The following is a 17,147-nucleotide window of genomic DNA, read 5'->3' as shown; positions in this document are numbered from 1 at the left end:
TCGGGTGACAAAAACATTATCTCATTAATGGCCGCGAAAATCGCGTTTTTTTGTTTTATGGGATAAAGTTCTTGTCATAACCAAATGACAAGAACTTTATCTCATTCCCGACAGAGCGTAGGGAGTGGAAAGCTTATCGACTAAAGTAACGGGTAGTATAGTTGAGGCATCATAAGTATTCCGAAGCCATTCCCATCGGGTATGGTTAACATTTCCCATACTTTTGTTGTAATCACATCACTTTGCCTTCTAAAGTCCCTCTGCTATCAAATTTCAGAGTTTTGAGATGTGTTCAACTCATTATATAACCATTTATTAACCTCTCGAACAAATTGAAATTTATTATCCTCGGAGACAGTATACCCTTGATGACTAAACACATCTTGAATAACTTTCTTCCCCTCAGGATCTTTAAAGATAGCAATAAATGCCTCCTGAATCTTTTTACGCCATTCCGGATGCATATCCGAACGAACAGAAATGGTATCGTTGGGGATTTTACTTGAAAAAGCAAGGATACGTGTATCACTCATAACATTGGGGTAATCTTTCAGCATATTGGTTCGAATATCTTGAAAAACAGCGACAGCGTCTACTTTGTTATTCAGCAGCCCTTGAACTGCTTTGTCATGGCCCGTGAATTGCTGGCCCGTTACATTACGAAAAGGGTCTATTTCGTTCTTTTTCAACAAAAATCCTGGATAAACAAAGCCTGCAGCTGAGGTCACACTTTGCCATCCGATTTTCTTATTTTTTAAGTCCTCAATGCTTTGGATAGGCGAATCCGTTCTAACAAGAAACATTGCTTGATAAAAATCAACAAGTTCTCGAGTTGACTTTCCAGTCGGAGTTTCTACACCATATCGTAATGCCTGCAACAACACATCCACTGCCTTAAGATTATCATGTGCGTAAACATAGTTAGAGGGGGGCAAAAAACTGAGATCAATAGTCTTAGCTTTCATAGAATTAACTACATTGTTATAATTCGTATTGACGCTAAATTCAACGGGGATTTCAAGCTGTTCACTAAGCAATTTCTCTAGGGGTTTTGCTTTAGCCAGTAAAAGTTCCGCCATTTGAGAAGGGACGAATTGAATCCTTAGTTCGCTGGGTACAAAAGAAGCAGAAGATGCGGCGCTGTTCGGATCTAAAGAGTCCGGACGATGTTGCCCTATCTCATCTAATACCTCAGATGACGTAACAATCGTAATCTTCTGATCAACAGAATTCCAAGATACCTGAGCCCCGAAAGTTTCGGCAATAAACCTAACAGGCACCATTGTACTCCCGTTATTAATATAGGGAACACCTTTTAAAACAACTGCCCCCTTATTGATATATGCAAACTGTGAGCCAATATAAAGTTGAACAGATATACTGTCTTTTTTTGCAACAATACTTTGATCCTCTTTATTCCAAGTAACCTGTGCATTCATCGCTTCGAAAATAGGCTTCATAGGAACCATGACAGTCCCTTGATTATTAACAGGCGGAACTTCAAGATGAAGCGTCTGACTATCAATCACAATATTAGCCTTGAGATCGTTGTCAGCCATTGCTAACCCACTATTAAAACAAAATAACATGCTAAGTATTATTAAGATAGTGCACAGTGCTGTTTTCAGAGTCTTCATATATAATCCCCCAATATATCTTTTATTTTTCTGATTAAATAATCGCTTAATCTCGTCTTACCATATTGTGGGAATTTGTAGGCGGGCAAGTTTGCATCACAATAAATAGTCGGTAGCTTCTGCTGCGGGGATTCCCCTTTTGAATTCCGCCACTATTCAACGAAGGGCAGTTCAGCGCAACCATTACTTTCCATTTTCGTATATATATTGTTCAGATATAGGCTAGCGAAGAGAGGGATTTTAATGGATTTCAGTATGTATAGACAAGAAATTAATCAAATGATAGACAGTTTACCTGATGAGGAATTAGTGAAAGTTTACTGGTCCATTGAAACTATCCGCCAAAAATATCTTTTTAGTAAAAACATGCATGATAAAGGGGTAGTTATTTTAACCTTATTGGAAAAAGAGCATAGAATTAAGGACCTATGGGACAGCTCATTTGCAAAGAACATTAGCGACGAGACCAAAAATGATATTCATTATAATCAGTATAAGTGGCATATTTTTAGTTATAAGAAGCAAGAATGTTTTGAAAAAGAAGCGGCGAGAAATGGATTTGATGCTATGACTAAAAATGAATTATATGTCATGTATCAAAATCTTCCTGATATTGTATTTGAATATAATAATGCAAATGATATTGTTGCATCCGATTTTGATTATGAACAAGATATATATTTATTTGATAAGAATTTCACTTGGACGTACGTACACACTCATGAATCAATGTGCGGACCATACTTTTATAAAATTGTCTAGGGTTAGTTAAACTTTTCAAAAAAACTAGACAACTTAATGACAAAGAGGCTGCCGGCATGTAGGGCAGCCTTTGCTCACCTAACTGGCAGTTTAATGCATTGAATATCCTATATGGAAAACAAAAGTGGTGCAATATTCCATGGTGTTACATAATGAGAACGGATGTGAACTAGATGGAAAAAATACGACTTCGTGCGTGTGCATTAATTATTAAGGATGGAGCCATCTTACTTATCGAATACGAGAATGATAATGGTGATGGTGTCCATTACAATCTTCCCGCAGGTGGTATAGAGCCAGGGGAAACCTTTGTTGAAGCTGTGATAAGGGAAGCAAAAGAAGAGGCGTGTGTCGACGTGGAAGTCGGTCCTGTTGCCTTTGTTTACGAATATCAACCAACTAAAAGCAATTATATTTATGGCGACACCCATTCTGTGGGGATTACATTTAAATGTGAATTAAAATCAGGGTCATATCCCAAACTTCCACAAAAGCCAGATACTAAACAAACAGATGTTAAATGGATACCGATTTTGAAGTTGCATTCGATTCAGCTATACTCAGAAATTAACCAAGACATTATTGATTATTACAGCGGTGAAAAAGTTGCTACTTGATTAATCGCAAGCCTTGCTGCGATTGAAGGTTAATGAAAATAGATATGAACAAGTCACTTGAATTCGTGGAGGAATGCATTTGAACCTAGAAAATCAGGAATTGCTTTTCAGTATTTTCCACGATGGTGGTGTAGAAGACATCAGGGATACTGTTGACGGCATTGAATGTACCATCGACATTATGTATCTTGCTGAACGGATTAAGCCAAAATTTAGAGGCATTATTATAAAACTTATTTATCCTGCTGAGCTGTACATAGAATACGTTGACACGAGTGAGACGATTCGGCATTTTAAGGAACTAAACAAACTTGATATTGAAATCTTGAAGGCACAAGTAATTGAGGATACAGTAAAGGTTTTTTGCAGTATCAACGGAGGGAAATCCTTTGGATATCTTAACGTTAAGGCAAGTGAAATCTATATTTATGACCCCGAGCGTAATCTAATTTCACTTGAAGAATTAAAAACAATTTGTAATCAATATTGGGATGACTTTAAGGCTGCTGCAAGGCGGCGACCGTCGTTAAGCTAACGGAAACGATAGTCTGAAACACCAGGTTGCTGGCAGGATATTTTAATCACTTCACAAATACTTCAAGATGGAGAAAATGCAAAGTTCGTGAACAAGTCTGCAAGTTCTATTTGAAAACATAGGAGTGACTCTCTTGTATGCATGGTTTAAGAAAAAAAAACTAACCATAAATGACCAGCTAAATAATCTTCAGTCTGTCGGTATCAGATTGAAGGATCACATTAATTTAGAGGAATACTTAGATTTTGAAAAAAGGGATTATGAGGAAAAACCGTATTTTTTATTACTTATGGAATTAGGATCCGAAATACAAATAGAAAACAATGCGTTTGTATCGGCAAGTAATGATGTTTGGTATTTTGATACTGAATGTATAGAGGGGCACGGAGATTACGTTCGAGTAATAGAGAGAATTAGAGAGTTGATTAAAGCTGAAATTGAAATTGATAACATAAATGATTATGTAGATATTGAAGAAGAGGTTGTAAACATTACATTTACTGTGAATGGGAATGGATATAAATACGATTTAGGTATAAATGATGATTGGATAGATAAAGAGATATTTAGAATTTTTTCTATGTTACTGATGGAATACGGTAGCAAAAAGAGATTTTTTTATTCGGAGATAGATCAGAGTTTATTGCTTGTTTTAGTCGAGAAGGAACAAAATATAAACTTAAACAAATTATTAAACATATTTATTCCTGCATATCTCGAAGAAAAGTAAACTCTGACGAATAAAAAACGAGGAAATATAGAGAAGGAGCTTGCCTTGTGATGTGACTCCAAAAGTTAGACAGTATATAGTTAGGCAGCCTTCAGGGCATGGGTTCGGTACCGTACCGGGCTCATGCCCTGAAGCTTTTCCTTGATGCGATCGTGGGTGTAGTAGTGGATAAAGTGTCGCTGGGGGTTTTGTAAGTAAATCATGAGTGGTAGAGTTTCGAAAGTTGCGTCCCTACTGTATAACTCATGATATTACGCGTAATTTTGGGAATTTTAACCATTAGTGACTCAAAAAATGGTTAATAGGCGAATACACTATAAGTATAAGGGGGAACTCGTCCATGGATAACATCGGAAACCGCTATATGCTCGATCAACCGCTTAAGTGGTTGACGAACGGGCTGTTGTTAAAAGGTATGGATATGACCTGCAAACGTGATGTTCTTCTATATACATTCCAAGAGACCGACGAATCAGAGCATCAGGAAGCATTGCGTAGGCTGAGAAAAGCGTCCCAGATGTCCGACAAGCATTTCATGCACATTCTGGATGCCGGTTCGGAAGACGGAACGTTGTTCGCCATTCTTCAGTCGGTAAAGGGAAGTCCTTTGTCCGATCGGCTGAGTGATTTGGAGATAACCGGCCACAAGGCACTCACGTATGTGCACGAGCTAGCCAAGGGCATTCGAGAAACTCGCCGTCAACGGCTGCCGGAATGCTCCGTTGACGCGGAAAACCTGTGGATTGAAGATAACGGCCGGTTGCGGATCATGAACTTTTGGACGGAAGGGAAAAACGGACGACGCGGTGTGCCGGGGCTGGCTCTGCTTCTATACCAGTTGGGTGCCAAAACGGATATCCCGACATCCTCTATTAGTGCCTACTCATTCGAGCTGTACCGATTGTTTGCCGATTTGTCGGATGTAACTCGGGAACGTGCCGTAGCTCTGGCCTGCAATGCATATGAAGGGATTTGCACGCTTGCCGATTTTCAGCAGGAGCTGGAAGTACTGCTCGGTATCGGCAGCGAGAGGAAGGAGCAACTTCTTACATCTGCTTTACCGCCCTACAATATGATTGCTTCAAACGGGCGGAAGCGGAAAGCCGCTGTATCTGAGTCATATGCGTTTGTAGAGCCTAAAACCGGGGAGAGAAAGACCAAGGATCGAACGGCAGAAGCGCTAATGCCCGGGGAGCCTCAGGCGCGCATCAATGTGGCTTTTAACCGCAAAATAGCGGAACTACGCGAAAAGTTCCTCGAATCGTTCCAGCTGCGAAAATGGGATCTGTTTGCTACCGCTGGCTTCAGTGTGATCGTTCTGCTGATCTGGCTGTCACTGCCGCACTCAGAACATGTGAACGGTTCTAAGATGCAGACAATTCCGACGCCAGACTCCACAGAGGTATCGGTGAATCCTACCGAGATTTCGAAGCCTTCCGCATCAGCATCCGCGATGCCGACTCGAACGGACGCACCGTTGGCTAAACCTTTAGACACCGAAGTTCAGCCGACAGACGATGGCGCGGTACAAGCCAAAACGAGCGTCGTCCCGAATTTGGTCGCTCATTCAAGGGAGGATGCCGAAAAGATGACAATTGCCTCTGGGCTTCGATACCAGTTTTTCCTGGAATCGAACACCGCCGTTAAAGGGGTCGTCTTCAAGCAGGACCTAACTCCCGGAACTGCCGTCAAAAATGGCGACCGCATCACGTTTTGGGTGAGCAAAGGGAAGTAAATCGGCGTTAAGAGTCCCTTCATAGCGCAGGCCCGCCTTATTGCGGGATGTTGTGATGATGTCGGAAGACATAAACATAAGTGCTTTAATATCCCCGTAAAATGGGGAATGGTAGAAAAGCGCCAATGAACTTGAGCCGTATAACGTGCTCGCTACGCTAGCGTGCAGATTTGCTTAATAAAAATGCCTGTGGCCTGAGTTGGCATCACGTGGGAAGGCACCTTGACGTGCAATACGTAGTCAGCGGACGTTAGTAACCGGCTTTTGGTTTTCTCCAGTACCAAATGGTGCTCAAAATGAGATAGAGTCCCATGACTGCCGTAAGCAGTATAAGGGTGAAGCCCGACATGTTCTCCATGGAATCAAGCCATCCGATTCTTTTCATACCGAACAGACTGATGTTAAACACGATTCCAATCAGCATAACGGACCATATGGATGAAAGGCGTACATAGATGGATCCATAAATGAATCCTAACACTACACCCAGAAGCTGCATTGCAATTCCTCCCGGCTGCAACGCCGCAATAATCAAGGCGATGACTAGAATTGGCCAGAATACGGGAACATGTTTCCGGGCTTCGTTAAACATGATACCAATAAACAGGATCAACTCAAGTGCAGTGGTGAGCACGGAGGAAAGTATAATGTAAAAGAAAGGAACAGAGGCGAAATATTCTTCTGTAAAATCATTGAACGTTGTAATGTTGTAGTAAAGAAGTAGTTTCATGGAGGCAGCGTTTAATAAAGTGAACGCCAGCCCTATTGTTATCATGTGAACCGAAAAGCTCGGACTGATCGGCGAGAAGCTACTAAGTCTCCAGAAGCTTACCGGTGTCTGTTTCAAAAGCCGATATTTAATGGCGTAAACAATTGCGGAAAGGGCGATTGTAATTACAAGTACCATGAATACCTGGATTGGGATGTTCTTTCCTCTTCCGAACTGCCCCCATCCTAATACAGGATCAATGACGATATTATAGAGGAAAATCACTAAAATGATGACCGTCAAATAGAGTAAGTAATTTCCCAGCATCGATAAATATCTCTTCATGAGAATCGCCGCCTTCCATTTTCAAAAAATAAACTAACTCATCCCTTTTCAGAATATTCCTTACCCATGAATTATATAATAACTCGTATTGTATTTAGCGAAATATAACGCATTCCTGCAAGATGGTTTGAATATTTCGATGAATAAAGAGTGACTTATTATGAATCTCCCCCTTCTGTCGAATAGATGCTTAATACGGTGGAAATAAATTTTTATGACTCAAGGAGTAGAAGAACTTCTTGAAGATCGGCGAGGTAAGGGTAGTACCAGAGGAGGGTATTATGAACCCCTTAAAATGGGGATTTTTTAGTTTAAATCGCCAATGTTTGTGTCGCAGCACCACGACACAAACATTGGCGCATTATTTTAGTCGGTTAAGATCTAGGGAAGTGGTACTTCATTGTGCTAACGGGCAGTTTAGTTGAATTAGGAATGGGTAACTATAAAAAAGCAAAACTCGCCAACACTACGGCGAGTTTTGCTTTTTTATATGCCAACGCGAAGTCAAAACAACTGCCATTTTGATTTAAAATTTCGGGAAAAACCTACACAATGGTAGCAGCTTTTTCGTAAGCGTAGTTATTCAATTAGGTTTTTCGTGGCCTTATACAGATTTTCCACGTATACATCTATTTCATCTCGTGACATGCGTAAGCGATTCACAGAAGTACCATATCCAATTTCCTTTTTACCCTCTTCTAATCCTTTGAAAATTCCATCTGCGAAGGCCTCTAATGGTTCTCCTTGGGTATGCACCCCCGCTCCACCTAAATTTGTATTCACTGCTGGAGGAGCAACTTCAATTACTTCTACAGACGTTTCAGAAAGTTGGTGTCTTAGACTCATTGTAAATGAATGAAGCGCCGCTTTTGATGCTGAATAAATCGGAGCAATCGCAAACGGTGTAAAAGCTAACCCAGATGTCACGTTGATGATAGTCGCCTCTTCTTTTGTTGCAAAAAATGGAGCGAACATCATAGAGAGATGGAAAGGTGCTTCAATGTTGGTTGTGATTTCTTTACTGAAATATCTCCAATTGTTCTTCGCATCCCCTTTTAACACATTAAAGCCTTGCTGTATGCCTGCGTTGTTAACTAACACATTCACGTCTGGATAGTTCGCTGTTACCCAATCAAACAATGCTGCGCGCTCGGATTCAATATCCAAATCACTTACACGAGTAATAAGGCTAGGGAATTTTTCTTTCGCTTCTTGGAGTACATTTTCACGTCGTCCACAAATAATGACTTTATTCCCGGCTTTAATAAAGCGTTCTGCAAAAGATAATCCTATTCCAGAACCGCCTCCGGTAATAAGGATTGTGTTACCTGAAAGTTTCATTCTAATTCCTCTTTTCCATTATTTTTTCATCTTCTCTTGCTTCTTTTATTTCCTGAGTATACTTTGTATAACGTGTAATTTTTACGTCAATTCCTTTTAAGGCTTCTTGCATTAGCGAAATTTCAGCTAGTACAGCTTGCTTGTGATTCTTCATCATTTCAAGTCGCAATTCAGTAGTACTATCTCCCTCTACTACCCAATCAACATATTGTTTGATTACACTTATTGGCATATGCGTGTTTTTTAGATAAATAATGATTCCAAGGAACGTAATTTGATCTTCTGAAAATAACCGCCTCCCAGCTTCATCACGCTCAACTTGTGGTAGTAGTCCTTTTTTTTCATAATAACGTATCGTTGATTCTGGAATATCGAGTTTGGCTGAAACTTCGCTAATTGAATAAGACTTCATCTGGAGGCCTCCAAATTTTATATTTCATGTCGACAGGAATATGATACGACTTAAACCATGGTTTAAGTCAACAAAAAAAATTTTAGTCTGTCGAAGGCTAAAAAAATTTTGCTTGCTGCGGTACTTTCTTGGAAGTACCCTGATGTGACTCCATTTGGTGAGAAACTTTTTTTGAATGTAGGTTTAACTCCGTGGTCTCGCGATCACTCGGGTTTATATTAAAGTGGGCATCTTATCGAGCATCCTTTTCTTATGCGGCCTTATGAAGTTAAGGATGTCTTTAAAAAAACATTTGATTTTATCTTTTTGGATTCCTCCATATATTATTACCGGCTATCAGACCGTCTTTGCTGAAGGAATTTATACCTTAGAGTACTTAAAGGATAGCGGCCATTGTAGCTATAATAAAGAGGATCAATGGGTAACGGGGACGTGTTCGGTTACCTTCAGTAATCATGGAACGAAGGATGTGCCGTTTTCCGTTTCCATTCGCAGCCAATTTAAGGATACTGAATTCCTTCAGGATTTGGATGCTATAGGTGAAGAGAAGCTCATCATCAAGCCACAAGAGAATAAAACATTTGCTATTAATTTTAAAAAGGTAGCATCTGATTCTAATATTCCTGTTAGCAGTTCTTTGTCTAGTTTCGATATTTCTATTAAAGATGGAACAAGGCAAAGACTATTATGAGATCGTACGGCATCTCAACAAAACACCCGATTTTATACATATGTCCTGCTGGGCTTGAACTAACGGGCAGGGCAGTGTTAATACAATAAGTCTATTGGTTTGAACTGTAATTTTTGTCTGCATAGTAACGTCTATTCTTTTAGAGGTGAGACCATGAATAAGAAGTTTTTCTTTATTGTAATGACTTTAATACTACTTACAGGTTGTTCTTCAACATCAAAAACCGAGAGCCGTAAAAATGAATTGGAGTACGGTAAAACTGTACGTGTAACTTTGGCTTGGAATGACAATATATACGAGATGGTTACTGAGTCTATACCAATCGATAAGATTGATAAGGAAATAGGGGCAGTAAATAAACAGGTAAGTCCGTACCCAACTCACAATGGTGAGGTTGGTAGAAATACACCTGAAGGGCCTACGATAATCCGCAATGGTGGAGGCAAATTATACACAGTAAAAGGCGTAAGTCAGCAACAACAAATAGCTATTGAACTCTCAAAAGATGAATACAAAAAATGTATCTTTTTCACTAAGTTAACTGTTGAAAAATAATTTATAGTTCGATTCATTACAAGTGAAGGCTACCGAAAATTATTGTTCGGTAGCCTTCTCAGCTAAGGTGCAGGATAATTAAATAATGCTGGAGGGGATAAAATGAAAAGAGGAATTAGTTTCGAGATTTCAAATGAGTACGGAAGTTTTCTTGGAGATATATTGAAGCCCTTCGATACGAAATCATTTAACTGGTATATTGGAGGCGAAGAGTCATATTTCGTGAATGACGGTACTTTAGGGGAGCCACTTTTTCTCAAAGAAGTGTACAGAATGGATGGCGTAATTCTTAAAGGAATCATCGAAAATAACGAGCATTATTTAATTTTTATAAATGTAAAAGCTTACCCTAAAGAGAAGATCGTAAAAGATATTAAAACATACGAAGAATTCTTAAATAGCGATTGTCAGCTCGTTCTCTTAATCGTTGATAGTTCATTCGTCACGATCTATTGCAAAGATAAGGATTTAATTGAAAGTCTGTATCATAACGCAAAATTAAATGGCTACGGAAATGTCCATTTCGTTACAGATGAAAATGATGGGCGAACAAAACTTTCTGTATGGTAGTAACGTTACGCTAACTGGTAACGATAGTTAAACGATAAAAGGAGCCGCGAAAGCTGCTCCTTTTATCATTAAGCTATTGGGCAGGATACTTTCAATGTTAATTGGGGAATACCAATTAATAGGGAAGTATGGAAGGTATTGCTTTATTTCTGGGTTGGATACTATACAACGTTTTTACTGGTAAAATAACAGGCTAACCGAGACTATGATACTTATTGTTTCCCGAGAAATGGAAACCTGAATCATTGATTATTATCTGATTTATTGATTATGAAAGCTAAAAATCGCTTAATTTTAACGAAAGTACAAATGAACGTGAGATGATTATTGCCGCACTTGTTAAATGGATTTAAATTAGGATTAACTGGAAGTGAACCTATTTGTTAAGTAAATGGAATTTCACAAAAGTAAAAACGAAATGATGAAATCCATTTTTAAAAATCAAAAAACAAATGGAGGAAATTTGAAGAAATAGAACGTATACACTACTAGCTACTTCATTAATCACAGCTTCAATCGCTTCTGTTCCGGCGAACGCAACCGATTTAGGACATCAAGTTTTGGCATCTAATGATGGTTGAGGAGCAACTATTACAGGAACAACGGGTGGCTCTGCAGCTTCAGGTAACGAATCGGAGCCAATTTGTAAGCGCTTTAGGTGGCGGAAGCAATACGATGCCGAAAAGATAACAACAACCCGCTTGGATTCAATAACAATAAAGATCCGAATTGCTAAGATTGTAGGCGGTAATTACGTTTGATGATGGAGCCGATCCAGACAATTTGAACTCAACCTACTTTGGGCTCAAAATAACTATGTAAGCGTAACAGGTATTTCTGCTTCCCAAATAGTAAGCGTATTAAGCGATACGACTCTGTTCGATTCGGGGACACATCTCAATGGAACTAGTGTGAATGTAGCGCACAGCGCAGGATTGAGCACTTCCGTAGAACCTTCTTTCGTTTATATTCTAAAGGAAATTTTTAAAAAAGGGGAACATATGGCCAATACATTTAGTTATTACTGCAACAATTGCGGAAGGAAATACCCAAACGAATATGCTGACCACATATACAAAACAGCCTTCAAAACAATTGATAGAGAGAACTACCCAATAGGCAGTTGTAAAGATTATGAAGCCAACTATGAAAAACGTGAGAATATTGAAAAAAAATAATATTACCCCGAAGGTCATTTTTGTATGACGGTCAGTCGTCCACTTATGGATCGGCTGCATTTCCTAAAGCTAACGGGCAGTGTTCTCTAAAGGACTACAATAATTTTCCGGGTATTGATGACAATAACATTGTCCGAATGCTGACATAAAAAAAGAAACAGCCCCGAGGGTAGGCAGATTTCATTATTGGATCTTTAAAAGAATAGACCTTATCCGTTTTTATCTTGCTCTGTTTCTTTATTTTCCGAAGCTGCCAAATATATAGTTAAACAATAGAGAAACCGGCGGTGAGGGAACAAATCATCGTCTGAAATGAACCTGCAATATACCAAGTTTAGCCTGAATCATTCAAGATGTGAACAAATGATTATAGCGGATATAAGCGTGCCACTAGTATAATCTGAGTATATTTTCAAAAAAAGTATAGGAGGTTGAGAGACTACATGATGATGAAAGCGCTTAGAATTATGTTGTGTCTGCTGTTTCTTTCTTCCTACGTGCCGCTTATCGGTGCGTCTGAGATCCAGGCGGCGGCAGCGCCGGTTACATCTCTTGTCAATGATAATTTTGAAGGAAGTACGTTAGGAGTATTGCCTGTAGGGTATACCCCGCCTTTTGGCAGCGGTGTGATTACTTCTTTTACAGCTATGAACAATTCTACGGTAATTAATAGTAGTAATCTTAGAAATAGCTATGGCCAAACATCGACTACTTTAGTCGGAAACACAACCAATGTATTTTGGATCAGTGACGGCGCTGGCAGAGGCGGCTTCAATAAAGCTTTCACGCCAGTAACCGCAGAGATCGGCAAAGGGATGACTGCACAGCTCGATTTTATGGAAGGCGCTATGGTAAGCGACTCATACGTTTTGGAATTGCTAGACAGTAATAAGAAAATAGCGCTTTCCTTAAAGGCCGATTACGCCTTTCCGGATCCTCTAACAGGCGGCACACAAAAATTCCAGGCGAAAACCTGGTATACGGTGAAGTACGTTGCCGATGTAAAAGCCAATACGGCAGATCTTTATATTAATGGCATTTTCTCAGGTAATTTCAAATTCGCCAGCCCGGTTACAGATATTGCGTCAATCAATTTTAGAATGGCGGGTACGTCGACAGGGAATGCGTATGTGGACAACATCATCGTTTCTCAACAGGAAGCGGTGACACCACAGAACTTGACAACCGAAGGCGCAAACCGCAGGGTTGAGCTTAGCTGGGATGCAACAAGCGGTACAGATACTTATAATGTGTATCGCAGTGAATCCCGTGATGGCATCTATGAAAAGCTTGCAGAAGGTGTGCCGTCAAACAGCTACACGGATACTGCCGGTCTGACTAACGATAAATACTACTATTACAAGGTGACATCGGTGAACTCGTCCGGTGAAAGTGAGTATTCGTATTATGCGTCTGGCTATCCTAATAACGTGGAGCCCCCTTCAGACGAAATTACAGGTCTTAACGGCATTGTCAGAAACGGGCAGCTTACAGTCGCCTGGAATCCTGTTAATAAAGCGGCCTTCTACACGCTTGAGAGAAGCACAACACCGGAAGGACCTTTTGTCCCATTATTGACGAACGGGAAACCCAAGCTTACAAGCACTTCCTATCTGGATACGAACTTGCGGTCGGATACGGCGTATTATTACAGACTTTCAGCTGGGAATGTCGGCGGTCTGGGTCAGCCCAAACTGCTCGGAAAGGTATCCCCTGCAGCACCGTTAGGTGCACCGACGCTATTGAGCATCGAGCCTGGAAATAACCAAGTCCAGCTAAACTGGACTTCAGTAACGAAAGCATCGTCATACAGCGTAAAAAGAAGTTTGGTAAACGGTGGACCTTACATAGCGCTAACTAATGTTATCGGAACCGGTTACTTAGATACCACTGCGGAGAACGGCAAGACTTATTATTATGTAGTTGATGCTGTGAATGATGGGCAAGAAAGCATGATTTCAAATCAATTAAAAGCGAAGCCATATGCTCCGGTTAATGGTGCACCAGCTAAACCGACAAGCTTCCAAGCAGTCGCAAACGAAGGCAGCGTAAGCCTTTCCTGGAATGCGGTAATTGGCGCTTCTTCTTACAATGTAAAGAGAGCTATTTCTGCTGACGGGCCATATACGGTCATCTCTTCAACTTACGATGCGATATTTGGCGATTTGAGCGTGACAAACGGGATCACTTATTATTATGTTGTGTCTGCTGTAAATTCGAACGGCGAAAGCCCTGATACGGATGAACTTGTTGTTCTTCCGGCGGCTGTGTTGACGGTTGATAAGAATGTAACGGCTGATGGAGTAAAAGTATTCAATACGATTCAAAGCGCTATTAATCAGGTTCCGACAAATAACACCACAAGAACGATCATTCATATCGCTTCAGGTACGTATACCGAAAAGGTTAAGGTTGATCGACCTTATGTAAGTCTTGTCGGCGCGGGCATGGATAAAACAACCATTATGTTTGGCGATTACGCAGGGACTGCGGCTACACAGGGCAAGCCCGGTCACACAGGAAACACATTCCTAAGTCAGACGGTGGATGTAACGGCAGACTTCTTTAACGCTTCCAATTTGACAATCGAGAACAGCGCCGGACCGCGCAATGAAGTGGCACAAGCGGTAGCTCTGTCACTCAAAAGTGATATGGCCGTATTGGAATCTGTAAGATTGAAAGGGTTTCAAGATACGCTGTACAACGGCTTAAATACCAAAAGTCAGGGACGCCATTATTTCCACAATAGCATTATTGAAGGAGACGTCGATTTCATCTTCGGTGAAGCTCCCGCTGTCGTTATGGACAATGTGAAATTAGTGCTTGTGAGCAATGTCCCGACCGGCGCGAGTGCAGGAGGACATATTACGGCAGGAGCGCAGAAAAATACGACGGACAAGGGATATCTTTTTATTAATTCTCAAGTGGTCGATGGTCCTTCTGCACAAGGGATCTACGATTTGGGCCGCGCTTGGAAGGATTACGCAAGAGTTACATTTATCAACACTTTCATCGATTCGAAGAAATTCCTTCCAGAGGGTTGGGCGGCTTCATGTGCGGGTTCCTGTATCACTAGCTATTTTTCGGAATATAACAGCTATGGATACGGAGCGAATGCAACCGCACGTCAAATTTCCACCCAGCTCACGGGACAGGAAGCAAGTTTGACGATTTCGCAAATTTTAGGTGGCTGGGATCCATCCATTCCGGTTATCATGCCGAAAGTAAACTATGCGCCAGCAGTAGTGGTTACATCCTCCAACTTTGATAAGAACCCAGCGAATCAGGCGGATATTAACGTAAGCGTTAGGACCAACGGATTTGCGTTGACGAATATCACGAATGGCACAGGAGTTCTTGAATCGTTGGACTACACCGTTACCGGCAGTGTATATACACTCAAGAAAGATTACCTTTCCCGACTACCCGTGGGATCAACGACACTGGGCTTTAACTTCGGAGACATTGCCGTGCCATTGATTGTAAATGTGGTCGATAGCGAGGAGAAAGATATTGGCAGACAGGTATTGATGCCTAATGACGGATGGGGAGCCCATACCACAGGAACAACCGGCGGATCGACGGCTAATCCGGAACAAATTTTCATCGTGAGCAAGCGCAGTGAACTAGTGAAAGCATTGGCAGGCGGCACCATGCCGAAGATGATCTACATAAACGGCACAATAGATATGAATGTGGATCAAAACGACAACCCGATAGGTATGGAATTCTACAAAGATCCGCTTTATGACTTTAACGCTTATCTCCAGACATACGACCCGGCCGTTTGGGGTAAAACATTGCCTGGCGGCGCTTTGGAAGAGGCGCGTGTAAGATCGGCAAGCAATCAGAGTAAACAAATCAAAGTTAATGTCGGTTCAAATACGACGATCGTCGGTTTGCCTGGCACCAATGCGAAGATTCTCGGCGGCAATCTGAACGTAGAGAATGTGGATAATGTCATTATCCGGAACATCGAATTCCGGAATACATTTGATTATTTCCCGCAGTGGGATCCGACGGATGGCGATTTGGGCAATTGGAACTCCGCTTATGACAGCATCTCGGTAAAAAGTTCTACTCATGTTTGGATTGACCATAACACATTTAGTGACATAGGCGGCATGGATGATCCGAATCACACCTATTTTGGACGCAAGTATCAACAACACGACGGTGCTGTGGATATGACGAATGCATCCGATTTTATTACCGTATCCTACAACTACTTCCATGATCATGACAAGACGACGCTTGTAGGTGGAAGCGATAGCTTTAGCAGCGATGCTGGCAAAGAAAGAATTACTTTCCATCACAACTTTTATCGGAATGTAGGTCAGCGTGCACCACGTGTGCGTTACGGTCAGGTTCATGTGTACAACAACTATTACGAAGGAACAGTGAACCATCCGAATAACCCATTCCTCTATGCAATCGGAGTAGGATACCAATCTCAGGTCTATGCTGAAAATAATTATTTTGCGAATGATGCGGCTTTATCCCCTTCATCCCTGATTCAAGTATCCAGCGGCACTGCATTCACTGACAAAGGCTCCGTTTTGAATGGCGAAAATGTTGAAGTCGCCAAGAACAACGGTACTTTGCAGCCTGTTAATTGGACGCCAAGACTGTATACTTTTGCGGATCAAACGGCATATGTTCCAGCTCTCGTTATTCATCAAGCGGGTGCAGAAAACACGCAAACGGGCGACACATCTGCACCGCTGTGGAACTCTGGCAATTTGACCGCAACGAATGTAACGAAAACGGGCTTGACCTTAAACTGGCATGCAGCAGTAGATAACATCGGCGTGACCGGATATAGGGTTTATCTGGTGAGCGATACTTCGGCTAAGGAAATCGCAGTCTTGGACAACGTTACAACATACAATGTCGCTAATTTGCAAAAAGATACGAATTACAAGCTTATGGTCAAAGCGGTTGATGCAAGTGGTAACTTGAGTCTTTCCGGTCCTAGTGTCACGATTAAAACGGATCATGATAACAGGGACAATAATCCAGGCGACCCAAAAAAGGGCAGCTAAACTTGAAGTGCACTCCTTAAAATAGACATTGGAAAACCCTCTGGTTAATCCGATGACTTATAAGGGGTGCATTTTTTGAATTTTTAGAAGATTTGTCGGGGAGTATCATATCTCTGACCGATAATCATTAGCTCAGAAATACGGGCGAAATGTTCAAATGATTGTTTCGGAACCTCAAACATAACTGATAAGCTAATGAGGATATTCGAATTAATTGAGCCTTGTTTGAGCATTGATGATGCGAGGGGGGACAATGCAAGTTTCTAAGTACTTGAAAGCGATTCC

14 protein-coding genes and 1 pseudogene are annotated in these 17,147 nt (G+C 41.1%); 9 read left to right on the top strand and 6 right to left on the bottom strand.

Annotated elements, in window-relative coordinates:
* Positions 1-266 precede the first annotated feature (266 nt).
* The gene (locus ACSQ8P_RS17365; protein WP_436239542.1) at positions 267-1,214 is read right to left on the bottom strand and encodes a phosphate/phosphite/phosphonate ABC transporter substrate-binding protein; all 948 of its coding nucleotides are present in this window, start codon (positions 1,212-1,214) and stop codon (positions 267-269) included.
* Positions 1,215-1,217: 3 nt separating this feature from the next.
* Positions 1,218-1,559, bottom strand: a pseudogene (locus tag ACSQ8P_RS17360) (copper amine oxidase N-terminal domain-containing protein); the annotation flags it as partial.
* 333 nt (positions 1,560-1,892) lie between these two features.
* On the opposite strand from ACSQ8P_RS17360, the gene ACSQ8P_RS17355 reads away from it, so the two are divergent.
* The 4 genes from ACSQ8P_RS17355 (at position 1,893) to ACSQ8P_RS17340 (ending at position 4,281) form a co-directional block, all read left to right on the top strand.
* Positions 1,893-2,399 (top strand): DUF4275 family protein, encoded by a 507-nt coding sequence (locus tag ACSQ8P_RS17355; RefSeq protein ID WP_436236299.1) that lies wholly within the window; start codon positions 1,893-1,895, stop codon positions 2,397-2,399.
* Between the two features lie 173 nt (positions 2,400-2,572).
* Positions 2,573-3,016: an NUDIX domain-containing protein gene (locus ACSQ8P_RS17350; protein ID WP_436236298.1), complete on the top strand. Its 444-nt coding sequence runs from the start codon at positions 2,573-2,575 to the stop codon at positions 3,014-3,016.
* A 79-nt stretch (positions 3,017-3,095) separates the two neighbouring features.
* Entirely contained in the window at positions 3,096-3,551 is a 456-nt protein-coding gene (locus tag ACSQ8P_RS17345) for a hypothetical protein (protein ID WP_436236297.1), read from the top strand.
* Positions 3,552-3,684: 133 nt separating this feature from the next.
* On the top strand, positions 3,685-4,281 hold the full coding sequence (locus tag ACSQ8P_RS17340) for a hypothetical protein (protein WP_436236296.1): 597 nt from the start codon (positions 3,685-3,687) through the stop codon (positions 4,279-4,281).
* A gap of 80 nt (positions 4,282-4,361) precedes the next feature.
* Here the strand turns inward: ACSQ8P_RS17340 and ACSQ8P_RS17335 are convergent, their stop codons facing one another.
* Positions 4,362-4,484: an IS3 family transposase gene (locus tag ACSQ8P_RS17335; RefSeq protein WP_436236295.1), complete on the bottom strand. Its 123-nt coding sequence runs from the start codon at positions 4,482-4,484 to the stop codon at positions 4,362-4,364.
* A gap of 137 nt (positions 4,485-4,621) precedes the next feature.
* Between ACSQ8P_RS17335 and ACSQ8P_RS17330 the strand changes: the two genes are divergently transcribed.
* Positions 4,622-6,016: a PASTA domain-containing protein gene (locus tag ACSQ8P_RS17330; RefSeq protein WP_436236294.1), complete on the top strand. Its 1,395-nt coding sequence runs from the start codon at positions 4,622-4,624 to the stop codon at positions 6,014-6,016.
* 250 nt (positions 6,017-6,266) lie between these two features.
* Here the strand turns inward: ACSQ8P_RS17330 and ACSQ8P_RS17325 are convergent, their stop codons facing one another.
* From ACSQ8P_RS17325 to ACSQ8P_RS17315, 3 genes are all read right to left on the bottom strand, one after another.
* On the bottom strand, positions 6,267-7,070 hold the full coding sequence (locus tag ACSQ8P_RS17325) for a CPBP family glutamic-type intramembrane protease (protein ID WP_436236293.1): 804 nt from the start codon (positions 7,068-7,070) through the stop codon (positions 6,267-6,269).
* A 579-nt stretch (positions 7,071-7,649) separates the two neighbouring features.
* A complete protein-coding gene (locus tag ACSQ8P_RS17320; protein WP_436236292.1) occupies positions 7,650-8,411 on the bottom strand; it encodes an SDR family oxidoreductase in 762 nt (253 codons plus the stop codon).
* Position 8,412: 1 nt separating this feature from the next.
* Positions 8,413-8,823, bottom strand: coding sequence for a MerR family transcriptional regulator (locus tag ACSQ8P_RS17315; protein WP_436236291.1), 411 nt, complete (start codon positions 8,821-8,823; stop codon positions 8,413-8,415).
* 274 nt (positions 8,824-9,097) lie between these two features.
* On the opposite strand from ACSQ8P_RS17315, the gene ACSQ8P_RS17310 reads away from it, so the two are divergent.
* The 4 genes from ACSQ8P_RS17310 (at position 9,098) to ACSQ8P_RS17295 (ending at position 16,862) form a co-directional block, all read left to right on the top strand.
* A complete protein-coding gene (locus ACSQ8P_RS17310) occupies positions 9,098-9,514 on the top strand; it encodes a hypothetical protein (protein WP_436236290.1) in 417 nt (138 codons plus the stop codon).
* Positions 9,515-9,667: 153 nt separating this feature from the next.
* The gene (locus ACSQ8P_RS17305) at positions 9,668-10,069 is read left to right on the top strand and encodes a hypothetical protein (RefSeq protein ID WP_436236289.1); all 402 of its coding nucleotides are present in this window, start codon (positions 9,668-9,670) and stop codon (positions 10,067-10,069) included.
* 102 nt (positions 10,070-10,171) lie between these two features.
* Positions 10,172-10,639, top strand: a complete 468-nt coding sequence (locus ACSQ8P_RS17300; protein ID WP_436236288.1) for a DUF2691 family protein — start codon at positions 10,172-10,174, stop codon at positions 10,637-10,639.
* Between the two features lie 1,621 nt (positions 10,640-12,260).
* Positions 12,261-16,862, top strand: a complete 4,602-nt coding sequence (locus ACSQ8P_RS17295; protein WP_436236287.1) for a pectinesterase family protein — start codon at positions 12,261-12,263, stop codon at positions 16,860-16,862.
* Positions 16,863-17,147: the final 285 nt, after the last annotated feature.

It is taken from the genome of Paenibacillus sp. LjRoot153, assembly GCF_964253085.1.
Lineage (GTDB): Bacteria > Bacillota > Bacilli > Paenibacillales > NBRC-103111 > Paenibacillus_E.
This window is presented reverse-complemented; position numbering and strand designations above follow the sequence as displayed.